The organism is Micromonospora sp. DT44 (genome assembly GCF_049841635.1).
Lineage (GTDB): Bacteria > Actinomycetota > Actinomycetes > Mycobacteriales > Micromonosporaceae > Micromonospora.
In genome coordinates this window covers 75952-91444 of the sequence record NZ_JBNCKS010000017.1, presented here as the reverse complement: position 1 = coordinate 91444, position 15493 = coordinate 75952, and the positions used below count along the sequence as shown (strand labels likewise).

The following is a 15493-nucleotide window of genomic DNA, read 5'->3' as shown; positions in this document are numbered from 1 at the left end:
AGGGGGAGCGATGCGGGCGATCTGGCTACGTGAATTCGGCGGTCCCGAGATGCTGACGCCCGGCCCGGCGCCGGACCCGACGCCCGGCCCCGGCCAGGTGTTGATCGACGTCGCGCACGCGAACGTCACCTTCGTCGAGACGCAGCAGCGCTCGGGGCGTCCCGGGCCGAACCGGTACACCCCGCCGCTGATCCCCGGCAACGGCGTCGGCGGCGTCATCACCGCCGTCGGGTCGGACGTCGACCCGGCCCGCATCGGGCACCGGGTGGTCACCGCCACCGGCGGCTCCGGCGGGTACGCCGAACAGGTCGCGGTGGACGCGTCGGCGCCCATCGACGTGCCGGCCGGGCTGGCACTGGACGCGGCCGTGGCGCTGCTCGCCGACGGGCGTACCGCCACCATGCTCGTCGAGGCGGTCGGCGTCCGCGCCGGCGACCGCGTGCTGGTCGAGGCCGCCGCGGGTGGGGTGGGGAGCATGCTCGTCCAGATCGCGGCGCGGGCCGGCGCACGCGTGATCGGCGTGGCCGGCGGACCGCGCAAGGTGGCCCTGCTGCGCGGGCTGGGCGCCGACGTGGCGGTCGACTACCTACGGCCGGGCTGGGCCGATGGCGTCCGCGACGCGGCGGGCGGGGTCGACGTGGTGTTCGACGGCGTCGGCGGCTCGGTGGCCAGGGCGGCGTTCGAGCTGTTGACCCCGGGCGGCCGGATGATCAGCTACGGGCTGGCCAGCGGCGAGTGGTCCCCCGTGACACCGGACGCCGCCGCACAACGCCGGATCACGCTGATCCGGCCGGACGTGACGCCCGCGCGGCTGCGGGCGTACACCATCGGGGTCCTGGCGGACGCGGCGGCCGGGCAGCTCCGGCCGCTGGTCGGCCAGCGCTTCCCCCTCGAACGCGCCGCCGACGCGCACGCCGCCATCGAGGCGCGCGCGACGGTCGGCAAGACCCTGTTGGACGTGGCTGCCAGCTAGAGGTACATGCCGGTGCGGTGCTGGGAATCGTCACCGCGACCCGGCTTGTCGCCCTCGCCGAAGAAGCGCTTGCCGCCGAACTCACCGTGCAGACGATCGTCCAACTCGTCGGCGAGACCGGTCATCACCTGCACGGCCAGCATGAGATGGGTCGCCTGGAAGTTACGGCCGAAGACCGGGATGGAGGCCCAGACCGTGTCGTCGGCACAGTAGAGGCGGCCGATCGGCATGCGGTTGGTCAGCTCCGACAGCTTGACGTAGAGCCGTTCGGTCGGCTCGACCTCGGTGAGGACCGGGGAGAGGACGTCCACCAGCGGCGGGTTGTCCCGCACCCGCACGAAGACCATCGCCGAGCCGGCCCGGATGGTGATGTCGCCGTCCGAGTCGATCTGCAACCGCTCGGCGTCGGACTTCAACATCGTGGACACCACGGTACGGACGCGCTCCGGCAGGTCCAGCACGTCGTCCCGGTCGGCGGACGCCTCGGCCAACGCCTCCTGAAGGTCCCCCTCCACGTCGGCGTCCGGGCCGAACTCGCTGCGCGCGGTGCCCAACGGCTCGACGGCCAGCGGCTCGCCCTCGGCGTCGTGCACCAGGTAGACGAGGAAGGCCGGGTGGGGTGCGCCGTACACGTCGCGCAGCGTCCGGGACAGCAGCGGGGCGATCCGGTTGGCCTCCGCCACCGTGCCGTCCAGCCCGAACGCGCCGCCGGAACCGGCCACCACGCCGGGCGGGGACCAGCCGAGCGCCACCATGTCCGCCACAGCGGCACGGTCCAGCCGGTAGCCCTGCGGCAGCGCCGCGTTACCGACCGCCCGAGCGGACAGACCGCCGTCGTCGGTCGCGTCGACGCTGATCGAGTAGACGGCGTCGCCCGTACCGGAGGCGGTGGGATCGAGGGTCAGTTCGAGGTGCGCGCCGGCCGGTAGCTCCCGTAGCCGCAAGGCGAGCATCCGGGCGAACTCCCGCCAGGCCTCCGTCACCTTGGCCCGCAGATCGGTGGTGCTGGGGTCGTCGAGCAGGATCGACTCCGCCGGCTCGGGTGTACCGCCGGGCTCTCCGTCCGACGCCGAGGGGTGGTCAGCCGTCATGATCGCCTCCGTCCGTTCCGATCACCCTACCCACGGTCCACTCGGCTCGAATCAGCCCGGACCGGGATCGGACACCCGGCGTCGTGACACCCGCACGGGGCGCGGCGGTCAGAAGGTGGGGTCGGCGAGTTCAGCGTCGAGGCCGACCGGCCAGTCGGCCGCGAGGGCACTGAGCCGGGCCGCGGCGTCCGCCGGATCGGCGCCACGACCGACGGCCAACCCCAGCAGGTACGCGCTGACCGGCGCACCCGGTCGCACCACCTGGTGGGCGACGTCGCGGGCCAGGTCCAGCACCGCCGGAACCGGCACCTCGGCCGGGTCCAGACCCACCTCGGCGCAGGCCGCCGTGACCCAGTCGTCCAACACCGTCATCGCACCCACTCCTCCGCCCGGCGTACGTCCTCGTCAGTGTCGCAGTCGAACCAGGGCGGCGGACCGGCACCGACCCACGGCACGTCGTGAATCGCCAGACCGACCAACAGCGCCCGCATCGAAGCACCGGCCAGACTGCCGCCCCGGTCGGCGGCCAGCCGCAGCAGCCCGGACCGCAGCGCCTCAACCCGCCACACCCCGCAGAGCGACTGCCGCCGTCCGTCCGCGTCGACGAAGCACACCCCGTCGACAGGCTCGGTGTGAAAGACAGTGCCGGCTTTCGGGCCGGACGGGCTGTCCGCCGGGGCGGCGAGTGCCGGGCTGTCCGCCGGGGCGGCTTTCGGGCCGGCCGGGCTGTCCGCCGGGGCGGCGGATGCTGGCCTCCCAGCGGCGGCGAGGTGGGTCAGCAGGTCGCCGATGGCGGCGCGGGTGAGCAACGGCAGGTCGGCGGCGAGCAGCGCGACGAGCGTCGTGTCGCGGTCGAGCAGCGCCAACCCGGCCGCCGTCGCGGCGACCGGTCCACCTCCGGGCGGATCCTCGCGCGTCACCCGTACGTCGTCCGGCACGCCGTCAGCAGGCCCGACCAGCACCCGGGGCGCGGCATCCCCCACCGCGGCCAGCACCCGGTCGCGCATCGAGCGACCACCGACCGGCAGCGCGGGCTTGTCCACCCCGCCCATCCGGCGGGCGGCCCCACCCGCGAGCACCACGGCGGCGTACGTCCCCACCCGGTCACGGTAGCCGTGCCGGCGCTCGACCGCCGAGCGCTGCGGGGTGCCTGATGGGCGGCGGCCGTGCGGGCCAGCCGGAGTGGGGTGCAGGATGGCGGGATGGGACGGGCGACTGACCGACGGCGCGTACTGCGGATCGACCTGGACGCGGCCGACGGACGCGCAGCCGTCAGACGGCCGGACACCCTCTCGGTGGAGGAGCCGCTGGAGATCCGCGTCGGCCCGGCCGGTCCGGGCCGACGCAAGCCGCTCGCCGTCACCATGCGCACCCCCGGAGACGACCTGGACCTGGCGATCGGCTTCCTGCTGACCGAGGGGTTGATCCGGTCCACCGACGACGTGCTGACCGCTCAACTCTGCGCCGGCGCGGGGACTCCGAACACGTACAACGTGGTGGACGTGGTGCTCGCCCCCGGCGTCCCGGAACCGACCACCGACCCGTCCCGGAACTTCTACACGACCAGCTCCTGCGGGGTCTGCGGCAAGGCCAGCATCGACGCGGTCCGTACCCGCTCGCTGTTTCCGGTCGTCCAGGACCCGCTCGTCGTACCGGCCACGCTCCTCGCCGAGCTGCCCGACCGGCTGCGGGCCGCCCAGCGCGCCTTCGACCGCACCGGCGGGCTGCACGCGGCGGGGCTGTTCACCCCGGCCGGTGAGCTGGTGACACTGCGGGAGGACGTGGGCCGGCACAACGCCGTGGACAAGGTCATCGGCTGGGCGGTGCGGGAACGACACCTGCCGTTGACCGGGCACCTGCTGCTGGTGTCCGGCCGGGCGAGCTTCGAGCTGACTCAGAAGGCCTGGATGGCGGGACTGCCGCTGCTGGCGGCAGTGTCCGCACCGAGCACCCTGGCGATCGAGCTGGCCGAGGAGGCGGGAATGACGCTCGTCGGATTCCTGCGCGGCCGGACCATGAACGTGTACGCCGGCCCACAGCGGATCACGGTGGAGCAACCGGCCTGACGCGCGGCGGTCGACCGAGTCCCGCGCCGTCACCGAGCCTGGACCCATCCGACGAAACGGTCGGTCAGGTTGCCCGGGGGCGGGCCGCCGTACAGGTCGGTGAGGTGTTCGGTCGCCTCGGCCTGTAGTGCTGTCAGGTGCTCGACCAGTTCGTCGCGGCGGCCCCGGTACTGGCCGAGCAGCCGCAGTTTGGCAGCCGAGCAGGGCCACGCGATCCCGCAGGTGCGGCAGCGCCACGTCGGCTTGAGCAACGGGTGTTCGGTCATCTGACAGCCCACACCGGGTCACGCCGAGTCACCTGGCGGCTGGTCGGCCCGGACGTCAGCAGGTCGGCCCCTTCGCGGAGCACGAACAGCTCCCGCCTGGCCCGTGCGGTGCCGTCCGAACCCAGCTCGTACGCCTCGATCCAGGTCCAGCCGTGGTAGGTGTGGCGGTCGGTGAGTTCGCGGATGATCCGGACCGTGATCGGCCGGACGAACTGCGGGCTCGCGGCGCGGGTCAGGCGAACAAGGTCACCGGCTTTGAGCGGTGGCGGGTTCGTGGGCTTGGGCGGCATGGTCCCCCTCCTCGTTGGGAGGGCCGCCCCGGAGTGCTCGCCCGCGGGGCGGCCCTGACACGAACGCGACCGCCGGGTCTCGGGGCCCCTGTCAGCCGCGCCGTTTCACAGAGGAGACTTCCAAGGGTTGCGAGTCGAATACACTGCGTAGCAATATCTCCTGTGGACGTCTGGGACGTTCGAGAGGAGCCGTGGATGAACCGGGCAGTCGCCGAAGCGATGTCAGCATCCGGCCTGACAGCGGACAGTCTCGCGGCCGAGATCGGGGTGGACCCGAAAACGGCGGCCAAGTGGGGCCGGCCGTGATGATCCACGTACTCCCCCTCACGGCCGGATTTCACCCCGGCCAGGCCGGGCCGTTCGTCATCGCCAGCACGCCGGACGGCGGCGACGTCGGCTACCTCGACGACCAGGCGGCCGGGCGCATCAGTAATGACGTTGCTCCCTTGTGGGCGGTGTGGGATAGCGTGAGGTCGTTAGCGCTACCGCGAGACCTGACCATCGACCTGATGAGAGCGCGAGCATGGATGACGTGACCGGCGCCCGTTGGCGCAAGAGCACCCGCAGCAGCTCGAACGGTGGAGCGTGCGTCGAGGTGGCCGACAATCTGCCGGGCGTCGTGCTCGTCCGCGACACGAAGGACCGCGACGCCGGCACGCTGACGTTCGAGCCGGCGGCCTGGGCCAGCTTCGTCAGGCTGGCGACGGAGATCGGCCCGGTCGGGTAAGGGCCCGTGTCGACGTCGGTCACAGCCACTCGATGATGGCGGCGATCTCTACCGTGCCTTACGCAGCGCACGGCGAGCTCGTCGAAGCGGGTCGCGATGGCCTGGCTGGTGCTTGATGGCCCTGACGCCCGCCGAGCGGAGCGGCATGGACGTTCGTCTCGAGCCGTGGTCGGCAACCGCGCTCGACCTCCTGCGCCGGATCAACACTCCGCAGATGCGTCGTCACGTCGGCGGTCCCGAGCCGGAGGAACAACTGCTTGCCCGGCACCGCCGATACCTTGCCATGCCCGCAACCGGCCGCGGCCGCATGTACGCCGTACTGCTTGGCAACGAGATGGTGGGCAGCATCGCCTATCACCAGCGTGACTGGCAGGGTGAGCAGATCTACGAGACCGGCTGGAACGTCCTACCGCCCTACCAGGGCCGAGGCATTGCGCTCGCAGCCGGCACCGCCCTGATCACCATCGTCCGCGCGGTTGCCCGCCGCTCCGACGCACCCCAAGGCCTGCACGCGTTCCCCTCGGTCGAGAACGTCCCCTCCAATGCGCTCTGCCACCGCCTTGGCTTCACTCTTCTCGGCCCCTGCGATTTCGAGTACCCACCGGGTAGCGGCTCTCTGATGCGCAGCAACGATTGGCGCATTGGCCTCGACTGACCGCTGAACGAGATCGTGGAAGGAACGGGCCCCTCCAGGGACGGTTTCCGTCCAGGATCTGCGGACGGACGGCGGCCCGTCAGGCCAGGTTGAGGATGCTCCAGTTGGCGGGCAGCGCCTTCGCGGCCAGGTCGGGCCGCGCGGTCGCGTAGTGCGCCTCGTGCGTGAGGGCGACACTGGCCGCCTGCCCGAGCGAGATGTCTCCACCCACGGCGCGGGCCAGCGTGCCGGTGTCGCGTACGCCGTCGGCGTCGAGCGGCAGCACACGGATCATCGGAGCACTGACCAGCAGGGCGAGCAGCGCCGCGCCAACCTCGTCACCCGCGTCCGCGACGGCGGCCGCCAAGCAGGCGGCCGGGACCGCCACCTGCCGGCCCTCATCGGCGACCTCCAGCATCAACTCTCCGACCGAGATGTTGCCCTCGATGTAGGCCGTCAGCGCCGACGCGTCGAACACGGCCGCGATCCGATCGCTCATTCGGCACGACCCAGCATGCGGCGCCCCTCGGCGAGGGCGTCCGCCGGGATGGGTGTCGCCAACCGCTCACGCCACCGCGCCCTGCCCTCCTCGGTCACCTCGATGCCGGCTCGCCGCAACACCTCCCGGAGGTGGACGACGGCCATCTGGGCGCGTACCGCCTCGGTGATCGCGGCGGAGACGTTGGGCTGCTGGTCGAGCCACTCCGCGACGTCGTCGGGAAGGCTGACGGAGCGCTTCACGGTCATGGTCGTCAGCCTAGCAACCCTGGTAGCACCAGTGGTACTACCGGACGCTCGGCCGGACTGGTCAGCGGCGGCCACGTCGACGTCGCTTACGGGGGCGGACCACGCCGGGCAGACCGACCGAGGGCCAGCCGTCCAGCTCCGAGGGGGGTACGCCCCGCCGGAGCAGGTCGTCCAGGAGCAGGGCCAGCGAGTATTCGGGGTGCAGGCTCAGCGTGCGTTCCAGCGCGACCGCCGCCAGGGCCCCCTGACCCGCCCGCCACGCCGCGAACGCGAGGAGCGCGCCGGGCGCGGCGGTCAACTCCGGCTCGGCCCGGCGCAGCACGTCCGTCCAGAGGTCGATGTCGCGGTCACGGCCGTCGGTGCGTTCCCAGGCGTGGTCGCGGACGGGCAGGTGCCCGAGGAGCAGGCTGAGCCAGGCCACCTCGTCGTCGTCGAGCCGCTCACCGCGCCGGTGCCGGCGCTGCGCGTCGCGGACGGCCGTCACCCCGGCGGAGCGGACGGCCCGCCCGCCCAGCAGGTCGCTGGCGGGCGCCCGCTCGATCAGCTCGACCAGCCGTCGCTCGGCCCGGACGGTGGCCGCCCGCAGCGCCTCGCGGGCCGGGCCGGCCACCGGCGACACCTGCGCCACGAGGGCCGCCCGATCGGGGAGGGCGACCTGACCGGCGAACACGGCCGACGCGGTCACCGCATTGGCCTGCGGGTCGTAGCGCCGACCCTCGGGCGGGCAGCAGTCCACCTCGGTGCACAGGTAGGACCACCACCGGCCGTCGGTGACCCGCAGCGCGTCGAGCACCTCCAGGCCGGCAGCCGTCAGGGCGGCGCGCACCGCGTCCACGCTCGGGGTCACCCTCTCGGGTGACCCGTAGCCCACCACGGTGGCGGCGTCCGCGCCCTGCCGGTGGATCACCCCGGCCAGGTGCCGGGCACGGTCGACCGGGTCCGTCGCGGGCTCGGGCAGGTCAGCGCGGGCGGCGAAAATGATCTGTCGACCGCGCAGCGCCACCGCGACCACGCTGTCGGCCGGGTGGAAGCCGAGCAGGTACGGCACGGCGGCGATCAGATCTGCGGGCGAGCGGACGGAGAGCTTCGGACGTTCGGTCGAGGTCATGCAGGAAGGCTGCGTCCGCGCCGCGGAGCCTTCCAGACCCTGTGGATGACACGCGACTTATCCACAACTACGGAGCGTATTCCCAGAGGTAGAAGCGATTCGATGTGCTCACACGACACCACCGTGTCATGGGCAGCCGCTACCGTGCGCTGATGGACCTGGCGTACCTGCGCGCGCATCCGGCACACCTGCCGACGTTCCGGACCCATCAGCGGCTCCGGGAGACGCCGGTCGCCGGGGGCGACATCTGCGCCGCCGCCCGGCTGACGCTTGACGACGGTCACTCGGTCTTCGCGAAGTCCTGGCCGGAGGGGTCCGGCCGGCCGGTGCCCGAGGGCTTCTTCGCCGCCGAGGCCGCCGGGCTGCGCTGGCTGCGGGAGGCCGACGCGATCGGCGTACCCGAGGTGATCGTGGCGTTGCCCGACCTGCTGGCGCTCGACTGGGTGGAGCCCGGCGAGCCGACGCCGCAGGCCGCCGATCGCTTCGGCCGGGAGTTGGCCGCCCTGCACCGGGCCGGCGCGCCTGCCTTCGGCGCGCCCTGGGACGGCTTCATCGGTGCGCTTGCCCAGGACAACACCCCCGACGACGGCCCCTGGTCAACGTGGTTCGCGCGGCGGCGACTCGTTCCCTACCTGCGCCTGTCGGTCGACGGCGGCGCCCTGACCACCAGCGATGCCGCGCTCATCGAGCGGGTGATCGGGCGCGTCGGTGAGTTCGGCGGGGACGAGCCGCCGGCCCGCGTCCACGGCGACCTGTGGCCGGGCAACGTGCTGTGGGGCATCGACGAGCGGGCCTGGCTGGTCGACCCGGCAGCGCACGGCGGGCACCGCGAGACCGACCTCGCCCAACTGGCGCTCTTCGGTGGCGTCGCGCACCTGGACCGGGTGCTGGCCGTCTACCGGGAGAGCTGGCCGCTGGCCGACGGTTGGCGCGAGCGGGTGCCGTTGCACCAGCTGCATCTGCTGCTCGTGCACACCGCGCTCTTCGGCGCCGGTTACCGCGACACGGTTGTCCAGGTCGCCCGAGCCGTCCTGGGCGGCGTCGAGCGCGCTACGGTCGACCGGTGAGTATCGACCGACGTACCGACGGCGTCCTCGTCGACCGGTACGGCCGCGTCGCGCGGGACCTGCGCGTCTCTCTTACCGACAAGTGCAACCTGCGGTGCACGTACTGCATGCCGGCCGAGGGGCTGCCCTGGTTGGCCGGCCCGGAGCTGCTCACCGACGAGGAGATCATCCGGCTGGTCCGCGTGGCCGTCGAGCAGCTCGGTGTGACCGAGGTGCGGTTCACCGGCGGGGAGCCGTTGATCCGGCCCGGACTGCTCGGCATCGTGGGCGCGGTCGCCGCGCTCGATCCGCGCCCCCGGATCTCGCTCACGACCAACGGCATCGGCCTGGACCGGCTGGCGCCCGCGCTGCGGACGGCCGGCCTGGACCGGGTGAACGTCTCGCTGGACACACTGGACGCGGCCCGGTTCGCCCAGCTCACCCGCCGTCCTCGCCTGGACGCGGTGCTGGCGGGGCTCGCCGGGGCGGCGGCGGCGGGTCTCGACCCCGTAAAGATCAACTCAGTCCTGATGCGCGGGGTCAACGAGGACGAGGCGCCGGCTCTGCTCCGCTTCGCGCTCGACCACGGCTACCACCTGCGGATCATCGAGCAGATGCCGCTGGACGCGCAGCACGGCTGGGACCGGAGCACGATGGTCACCGCCGAGGAGATCCTGGCCTCCCTGCGTACCCGGTTCGACCTCAGCCCCGACCCGGCCGAGCGCGGCGCGGCGCCCGCCGAGACCTGGCTGGTCGACGGCGGCCCGGCCCGGGTCGGCGTGATCGCCAGCGTCACCCGGCCCTTCTGCGGCGACTGCGACCGCACCCGGCTGACCGCCGACGGTCAGGTGCGGGCCTGCCTGTTCGCCACCGAGGAGTCCGACCTACGGGCGGCGCTGCGCGACGGCGCGACCAACGACGAGTTGGCACGGCGATGGCGTACCGCGATGTGGGGCAAGCGGGCCGGGCACGGCATCGACGACCCGACCTTCCTCCAGCCGACCCGGCCGATGTCCGCGATCGGGGGTTGAGTCGTGGAACCGAGGCCGTTGACCGTCCGCTACTTCGCCGGGGCGCGGGCCGCCGCAGGCCGCTCCGAGGAGGTCACGCCTGCCGGCCGGTCTCTTGACGACCTGACGGCCGAGCTGTCCCAGCGGCACGGCGACCGACTGGCCGCCGTGCTGCGGGTGGCCAGTTTCCTCGTGGACGGCGTCACCTGCCATGATCGTCGGGCACCCCTGCCGGGCGGGGCCACGATTGATGTCCTACCCCCGTTCGCGGGCGGCTGAGGGGGCGCGCACATGTTGGCGGTTCTAGGGTTCATGGGCGTACTGGCGCTGGTCACCGGGCTGATCCACCTCTACCTGTGGAAGCGTCTCGTCCGGGACACGACGACGCCAGGTCGCTGGCGGCGCGTCGGCGGGATCGTCGCCGGAGTGCTGGCGGTGCTCGTACCGGTCACCCTCGTCGGCACGCAGGCCGGCCTCTACTGGCTCGCCTGGCCGGGCTACCTGTGGCTCGCCGTCATGTTCTACCTGCTGGTCACGCTGGTCGTGCTGGAAGTGCCGATGCTCATCGCGCGTCTGGTGCTGCGCCGCCGGGTGACCGTCGCCGAGTCGACCACCGCCGCGCCCGAGCCGGTGCTGGTCGGGGCCGCCGGGCCCGCCGATCCGCCGGCCGCCGGCGCGGTCGCGGCACCGGACCACGACCCGGCCCGTCGCCTGCTGCTGGCGCGCGGCGCGGCCATCTTCGCCGGTCTCACCGCCACCGGCATCACGGGGTACGGCGTCCGCACGGCGCTCGGCCCGCCCCACCTCGACCGGGTGCGGATCCCCCTGGCCAAGCTTCCCCGCAGCATGGACGGGCTGCGTATCGCCACCGTCTCCGACATCCACCTCGGCCCCCTGCGCGGCCGGGCGCACACCGAACGGATCGTCGCCGCGATCAACCGCCTCGACGCGGACCTGGTCGCGGTGGTCGGCGACCTGGTCGACGGCTCGGTCGCCGAGCTGGGCCCGGCCGCCGCGCCGCTGCGTGACCTGCGCTCCCGGTACGGCAATTTCTTCGTCACCGGCAACCACGAGTACTACTCGGGTGTCGAGGAGTGGGTCCAGGAGGTGGACCGGCTCGGCCTGCGGGTCCTGCAGAACCGCCGGCAGGAGATCCAGGCCCGGGGCGGAGTGCTCGACCTGGCCGGCGTCAACGACCTGAACGCGGACCCCAAGGGCACCGGCCTGGCCGCCGGCCCGGACTTCGAGGCCGCCCTCGGCGACCGCGACCAGAGTCGCCCGGTCGTCCTGCTCGCACACCAGCCGCTCGCCGCCAAGCAGGCCGCCCGCTACGGCGTCGACCTGCAACTCTCCGGGCACACGCACGGTGGTCAGGTGGTGCCGTTCAACCTGGTCGTCAAGCTTGAGCAGCCGGTGGTGAGCGGGCTCGGTGAGGTCGACGGCACCAAGGTCTACGTGACCAACGGCGCCGGTTTCTGGGGTCCGCCGGTGCGGGTGGGCGCCGAGCCGCAGATCAGCCTCGTGGAGTTGCGCTCGGCATAGCCGACGTCACGTCCGCGCGTGGCGGAGGGCGGGCCTTGTGGCGGGCGTGACAGGATGCGGCGTGCCCCCGTTCAGTGACGTACCCCCCGGTGGCCTTGCGCCCTTCGTCGCGGACCTGCACATCCACTCGAAGTACTCGCGCGCGTGCAGCCGGGACCTGACCCTGCCGACCCTCGGATGGTGGGCGCGGCGCAAGGGCATCGCCCTGCTCGGCACCGGCGACTTCACCCACCCCGCCTGGTACGACCACCTGACCGAGACGCTGCGCCCGGCCGAGCCGGGGCTCTACCGGCTCAGCCCGGAGACGGAGCGCGACATCGCCCGCCGGCTGCCGCCACGACTGGCCGGTACGACCGACGCGGACGCGGTCCGTTTCATGCTGAGCGTGGAGATCTCCACCATCTACAAGCGGGACGACCGGACGCGCAAGGTGCATCACCTGGTCTACCTGCCCGACCTGGAGGCGGTGGCCCGGTTTAACACCGCTCTGGGGCGCATTGGCAACCTCGGCTCCGACGGCCGGCCGATCCTCGGTCTGGACTCGCGGGACCTGTTGGAGATCACCCTGGAAGCCAGTCCGGACGGGTATCTCGTGCCGGCGCACATCTGGACGCCATGGTTCTCCGCGCTGGGCTCGAAGTCCGGCTTCGACGCGATCGCCGACTGCTACGCCGATCTGGCCGAGCACATCTTCGCCGTGGAGACCGGCCTGTCGTCCGACCCGGCGATGAACTGGCGGGTCGGCAGCCTGGACGGGTACCAGCTCGTCTCCAACTCGGACGCGCACTCGCCGCCGGCCCTCGGGCGGGAGGCGACCGTGCTGACCGCTGAGCGGGACTACTTCGCCGTCCGGGAGGCGCTGCGCACCGGTGTCGGCCTGGCCGGCACCATCGAGTTCTTCCCCGAGGAGGGCAAGTACCACGCGGACGGGCACCGGCTCTGCGGCGTCAACTGGCCGCCGGAGCGGACCCGGGAGGCCGGGGGACGCTGTCCCGAGTGCGGCAAGCCGCTCACCGTGGGCGTCCTCAGCCGCGTGGAGGAGCTGGCCGACCGTCCGGAGGGGCACCGGCCGGCACACGCCCGGGACGTCACCCATCTGGTGCCGCTCGCCGAGATCCTCGGCGAGATCAACATGGTGGGCGCCCGGTCGAAGAAGGTCGAGGGGCGGCTCAACGAGCTGCTCGCGGCGCTCGGCCCCGAGTTGGAAATTCTGACCACGACGCCGCTGTCCGACATCGCGCAGGCCGGCGGTGAGCTGCTCGCCGAGGGCATCGGGCGGCTGCGGCGGGGCGACGTACGCCGAGTGCCGGGTTACGACGGCGAGTACGGGGTGATCACGCTGTTCGATCCGGCGGAGCTGGGCAGGGGCGCTGGCACAGCGCAGGAGACGCTGTTCGACGTACCCGTGTCGGTGCCGTCGCAGCGACGTCCGGCGGAGTCGGCGGCTCGCGCGACGGCCAAGCGCCCGGCGGCGGCCAAGGCGGAGTCGAAGCGCAAGCCGGCCCCGCCTCCCGCGCCACCGATCGCGCCGCCGCCGTCACCACACGAACCGTTCGAGCCGATGCTCTCCGGCATGGAGGAGGTCGGCACCGGCCTGCTGGACCGCTTGGACGCGATGCAGCGGGTGGCGGCGTCCGCGCCCGGCGGACCACTGCTCATCGTGGCCGGACCGGGCACCGGCAAGACCCGGACGCTGACCCACCGGATCGCGTACCTCTGCGCGGAGCTGAACGTCTTCCCCGAGCACTGCCTGGCGATCACGTTCACCCGCCGTGCGGCCGAGGAGCTGCGGCACCGCCTCGACGGGCTGCTCGGCCCGGTCGCCGAGGACGTCACCGTGGGCACGTTCCACGCGCTGGGACTGACGATCCTGCGGGAGAACGCCGACGCGGCGGGCCTGCCGGCCGGCTTCCGGATCGCCGACGACGCCGAGCGGACCGCAGCCCGGTCGGAGGCGGGTGACGACACCGCCGGCTACACGGCGCGGCTGCGCAAGCAGGACCTGGTCGACCTGGACGAGCTGGTGACGCTGCCGGTGGAGCTGCTGCGGGCGGACCGCAAGCTGGTCGAGCGGTACCGGGACCGCTGGCGGTGGATCTTCGTCGACGAGTACCAGGACGTCGACGCGGTGCAGTACGAGCTGCTGCGGTTGCTCAGCCCCGCCGACGGCAACCTCTGCGCCATCGGCGACCCAGACCAGGCGATCTACTCCTTCCGGGGTGCCGACGTCGGCTACTTTCTGCGTTTCTCACAGGACTTCACGGACGCCCGGCTGGTCCGGCTCAACCGGAACTACCGCTCGTCGGCGCCGATCCTGGCCGCCGCCGTGCAGGCCATCGCGCCGTCCTCGCTGGTCCAGGGCCGGCGACTGGATCCGGCCCGGCTCGACCCGGAGGCCCCGCTGGTCGGCCGATACCCGGCGTCGTCCGTCGCCGACGAGGCCGACTTCGTGGTCCGGACCGTCGACGAACTGGTCGGCGGGCTGTCCCACCGATCGCTGGACTCGGGCCGGATCGACGGCCGGTCCACCACGCTGTCATTCTCCGACATCGCCGTGCTGTACCGCACCGACGCGCAGGCCGCTCCGATCGTCGATGCCCTGACCAGGGCCAACATCCCCGTACAGAAGCGCTCGCACGACCGGCTTCGGGACCGGCCCGGGGTGGCGGCGATCGCCCGCGAGCTGCGGCACGCCGACGGGTTGGCCGGGTCGCTGGCGGCCCGGGTGCGGCTGGCCGGTCAGACGGTCGCCGAGCGGTTCGCCGTGCCCACCCTGGACGGCACGGGTAGCGGGGCCCGCCCCGACGACGTGCGCTCGGCGGTGGACCTGCTGACCCCGCTGGCCCACCGCTGCGGCGACGACCTGGAGGTGTTCCTGTCGCAGCTGGCCACCGGCGCCGAGGTGGACGCGCTCGACCCGCGCGCGGAGGCGGTGACCCTGCTGACCCTGCACGCCGCGAAGGGCCTTGAGTTCCCGGTGGTGTTCCTGGTCGGCGCCGAGGACGGGCTGCTGCCGCTGCGCTGGCCCGGCTCGACGCCCGACGAGGACGCGGTCGCCGAGGAGCGCCGACTCTTCTTCGTCGGCCTGACCCGGGCCCAGGACCGGCTGTACGTCAGCCACGCCGCCCGCCGTACCCGGCACGGCGCGGAACGCGACTGCGCACCCTCGCCGTTCCTCGGCACGATCGATCCGGGCCTGTTCGAACGGTTCGGCGAGACCGAACCCCGCCGTCCCAAGGACCGCCAACTCCGCCTGATCTGACCCGGCGGGGGACCTTTCCGCCGATCATGAAGTTGTTGCCGCGACACGCCGATACGGCTGGCAACAACTTCATGATCGACGCCAATCCGGGACGCGCGGCGCGGTCAGTTGAGGAGTGCGGCGAGCCACGCGCCGGCCAGCAGGGCTGGGCCGAGCGGGAGCAGGGTGTCGCGGTGTACCCGTCGCGCGGCGAGCAGGCCAAGGACCAGGCCGCCGTGCAGCAGGTGCGGCAGGAGGAGCCCGGTGAGCAGGGCATCGCGGCCCAGCCAACCGAGCGGCAGGCCGAGGACGGCGGCGAGCTTCACGTCCCCGAAACCCAACCGGGACCTCGGCAGCAGGGCGAGCAGCACGTGTGCCGCGCCGGAGAACGCCGCACCGGCCAGCGCGCCGACCAGTCGCCCGGGAGTGCCGGCCAGCAGCGCCGCCCCGGCCAGCCCGCCGAGAGCCAGCGCGCCGGCAGCAGCGACAAGTGGGTCGGGCAGTCGCAGACACGCCACGTCGACCACGGCCAGCACCAACCCCACCGCCGCCACCGCCAGAAGGACCGGCAGCGCCGGGTCGTCACCCCGCGCGGCGGCGAGCCCCACGAAGACCAGGGCCCCCAGTGGTGGACAGAGCCAGACCGCCCCAACCGGCCGGTCGACGAAGCGCCGGGCCACCGGGGGTACGACGAGACCGGCCAAACCACCGAGCGCCGCCACCGGAAGCAGCGCGGCGGCCGACATGGGCCG

General features: G+C 73.0%; 19 protein-coding genes and 1 pseudogene. 11 read left to right on the top strand and 9 right to left on the bottom strand.

Annotated elements, in window-relative coordinates:
* Positions 1-10: 10 nt before the first annotated feature.
* Complete coding sequence (locus ACLQ25_RS12660; protein WP_425731066.1) at positions 11-973, top strand: zinc-binding dehydrogenase; 963 nt, start codon at positions 11-13, stop codon at positions 971-973.
* Here ACLQ25_RS12660 and ACLQ25_RS12655 read toward each other — a convergent pair.
* The 3 genes from ACLQ25_RS12655 to mobA all read right to left on the bottom strand — a co-directional run bounded on the left by ACLQ25_RS12655 (position 970) and on the right by mobA (position 3164).
* The gene (locus tag ACLQ25_RS12655; protein ID WP_425731065.1) at positions 970-2064 is read right to left on the bottom strand and encodes a T3SS (YopN, CesT) and YbjN peptide-binding chaperone 1; all 1095 of its coding nucleotides are present in this window, start codon (positions 2062-2064) and stop codon (positions 970-972) included. The genes ACLQ25_RS12660 and ACLQ25_RS12655 overlap by 4 nt on opposite strands.
* A gap of 108 nt (positions 2065-2172) precedes the next feature.
* Positions 2173-2436 carry a DUF6457 domain-containing protein gene (locus tag ACLQ25_RS12650; protein ID WP_425731064.1) on the bottom strand — a complete coding sequence of 88 codons (264 nt, stop codon included), beginning with the start codon at positions 2434-2436 and terminating at the stop codon, positions 2173-2175.
* Positions 2433-3164: a molybdenum cofactor guanylyltransferase gene (mobA, locus tag ACLQ25_RS12645; RefSeq protein WP_425731063.1), complete on the bottom strand. Its 732-nt coding sequence runs from the start codon at positions 3162-3164 to the stop codon at positions 2433-2435. The genes ACLQ25_RS12650 and mobA overlap by 4 nt, the downstream gene beginning before the upstream one ends.
* Positions 3165-3266: 102 nt before the next feature.
* On the opposite strand from mobA, the gene fdhD reads away from it, so the two are divergent.
* Positions 3267-4130, top strand: a complete 864-nt coding sequence (gene fdhD, locus ACLQ25_RS12640; protein ID WP_425731062.1) for a formate dehydrogenase accessory sulfurtransferase FdhD — start codon at positions 3267-3269, stop codon at positions 4128-4130.
* A gap of 29 nt (positions 4131-4159) precedes the next feature.
* Here the strand turns inward: fdhD and ACLQ25_RS12635 are convergent, their stop codons facing one another.
* Together ACLQ25_RS12635 and ACLQ25_RS12630 are read right to left on the bottom strand one after the other, a co-directional pair.
* A complete protein-coding gene (locus ACLQ25_RS12635) occupies positions 4160-4396 on the bottom strand; it encodes a flavin reductase (RefSeq protein ID WP_425731061.1) in 237 nt (78 codons plus the stop codon).
* The gene (locus ACLQ25_RS12630) at positions 4393-4686 is read right to left on the bottom strand and encodes a hypothetical protein (protein WP_425731060.1); all 294 of its coding nucleotides are present in this window, start codon (positions 4684-4686) and stop codon (positions 4393-4395) included. The genes ACLQ25_RS12635 and ACLQ25_RS12630 overlap by 4 nt, the downstream gene beginning before the upstream one ends.
* A 195-nt stretch (positions 4687-4881) precedes the next feature.
* On the opposite strand from ACLQ25_RS12630, the pseudogene ACLQ25_RS12625 reads away from it, so the two are divergent.
* From ACLQ25_RS12625 to ACLQ25_RS12610, 4 genes and pseudogenes are all read left to right on the top strand, one after another.
* A pseudogene (locus ACLQ25_RS12625) lies at positions 4882-4980 on the top strand (XRE family transcriptional regulator); the annotation flags it as partial.
* An 11-nt stretch (positions 4981-4991) separates the two neighbouring features.
* The gene (locus ACLQ25_RS12620; protein ID WP_425731085.1) at positions 4992-5222 is read left to right on the top strand and encodes a Scr1 family TA system antitoxin-like transcriptional regulator; all 231 of its coding nucleotides are present in this window, start codon (positions 4992-4994) and stop codon (positions 5220-5222) included.
* Positions 5210-5413 carry a DUF397 domain-containing protein gene (locus ACLQ25_RS12615; protein ID WP_425731059.1) on the top strand — a complete coding sequence of 68 codons (204 nt, stop codon included), beginning with the start codon at positions 5210-5212 and terminating at the stop codon, positions 5411-5413. Before ACLQ25_RS12620 ends, ACLQ25_RS12615 begins: the two co-directional genes overlap by 13 nt.
* 145 nt (positions 5414-5558) lie before the next feature.
* Entirely contained in the window at positions 5559-6068 is a 510-nt protein-coding gene (locus tag ACLQ25_RS12610) for a GNAT family N-acetyltransferase (RefSeq protein ID WP_425731058.1), read from the top strand.
* Between the two features lie 79 nt (positions 6069-6147).
* Here ACLQ25_RS12610 and ACLQ25_RS12605 read toward each other — a convergent pair whose 3' ends face one another.
* The 3 genes from ACLQ25_RS12605 to ACLQ25_RS12595 form a co-directional block, all read right to left on the bottom strand.
* The gene (locus tag ACLQ25_RS12605) at positions 6148-6546 is read right to left on the bottom strand and encodes a hypothetical protein (RefSeq protein WP_425731057.1); all 399 of its coding nucleotides are present in this window, start codon (positions 6544-6546) and stop codon (positions 6148-6150) included.
* Positions 6543-6794 (bottom strand): hypothetical protein, encoded by a 252-nt coding sequence (locus ACLQ25_RS12600; protein WP_425731056.1) that lies wholly within the window; start codon positions 6792-6794, stop codon positions 6543-6545. The genes ACLQ25_RS12605 and ACLQ25_RS12600 overlap by 4 nt, the downstream gene beginning before the upstream one ends.
* Before the next feature lie 61 nt (positions 6795-6855).
* Positions 6856-7902 (bottom strand): DUF4192 domain-containing protein, encoded by a 1047-nt coding sequence (locus ACLQ25_RS12595; RefSeq protein WP_425731055.1) that lies wholly within the window; start codon positions 7900-7902, stop codon positions 6856-6858.
* A 152-nt stretch (positions 7903-8054) separates the two neighbouring features.
* On the opposite strand from ACLQ25_RS12595, the gene ACLQ25_RS12590 reads away from it, so the two are divergent.
* The 5 genes from ACLQ25_RS12590 (at position 8055) to ACLQ25_RS12570 (ending at position 14762) form a co-directional block, all read left to right on the top strand.
* The gene (locus ACLQ25_RS12590) at positions 8055-8969 is read left to right on the top strand and encodes a fructosamine kinase family protein (RefSeq protein WP_425731054.1); all 915 of its coding nucleotides are present in this window, start codon (positions 8055-8057) and stop codon (positions 8967-8969) included.
* Positions 8966-9979 carry a GTP 3',8-cyclase MoaA gene (moaA, locus tag ACLQ25_RS12585; RefSeq protein ID WP_425731053.1) on the top strand — a complete coding sequence of 338 codons (1014 nt, stop codon included), beginning with the start codon at positions 8966-8968 and terminating at the stop codon, positions 9977-9979. The genes ACLQ25_RS12590 and moaA overlap by 4 nt, the downstream gene beginning before the upstream one ends.
* A 3-nt stretch (positions 9980-9982) precedes the next feature.
* A complete protein-coding gene (locus ACLQ25_RS12580) occupies positions 9983-10237 on the top strand; it encodes a MoaD/ThiS family protein (protein ID WP_355048625.1) in 255 nt (84 codons plus the stop codon).
* A 12-nt stretch (positions 10238-10249) separates the two neighbouring features.
* Complete coding sequence (locus ACLQ25_RS12575) at positions 10250-11500, top strand: metallophosphoesterase (protein ID WP_425731052.1); 1251 nt, start codon at positions 10250-10252, stop codon at positions 11498-11500.
* Positions 11501-11561: 61 nt separating this feature from the next.
* Positions 11562-14762 (top strand): UvrD-helicase domain-containing protein, encoded by a 3201-nt coding sequence (locus ACLQ25_RS12570; RefSeq protein ID WP_425731051.1) that lies wholly within the window; start codon positions 11562-11564, stop codon positions 14760-14762.
* A 104-nt stretch (positions 14763-14866) separates the two neighbouring features.
* On the opposite strand, the gene ACLQ25_RS12565 is transcribed toward ACLQ25_RS12570, so the two are convergent.
* Positions 14867-15487 carry a prepilin peptidase gene (locus tag ACLQ25_RS12565; RefSeq protein ID WP_425731050.1) on the bottom strand — a complete coding sequence of 207 codons (621 nt, stop codon included), beginning with the start codon at positions 15485-15487 and terminating at the stop codon, positions 14867-14869.
* Between the last annotated feature and the right edge of the window lie 6 nt (positions 15488-15493).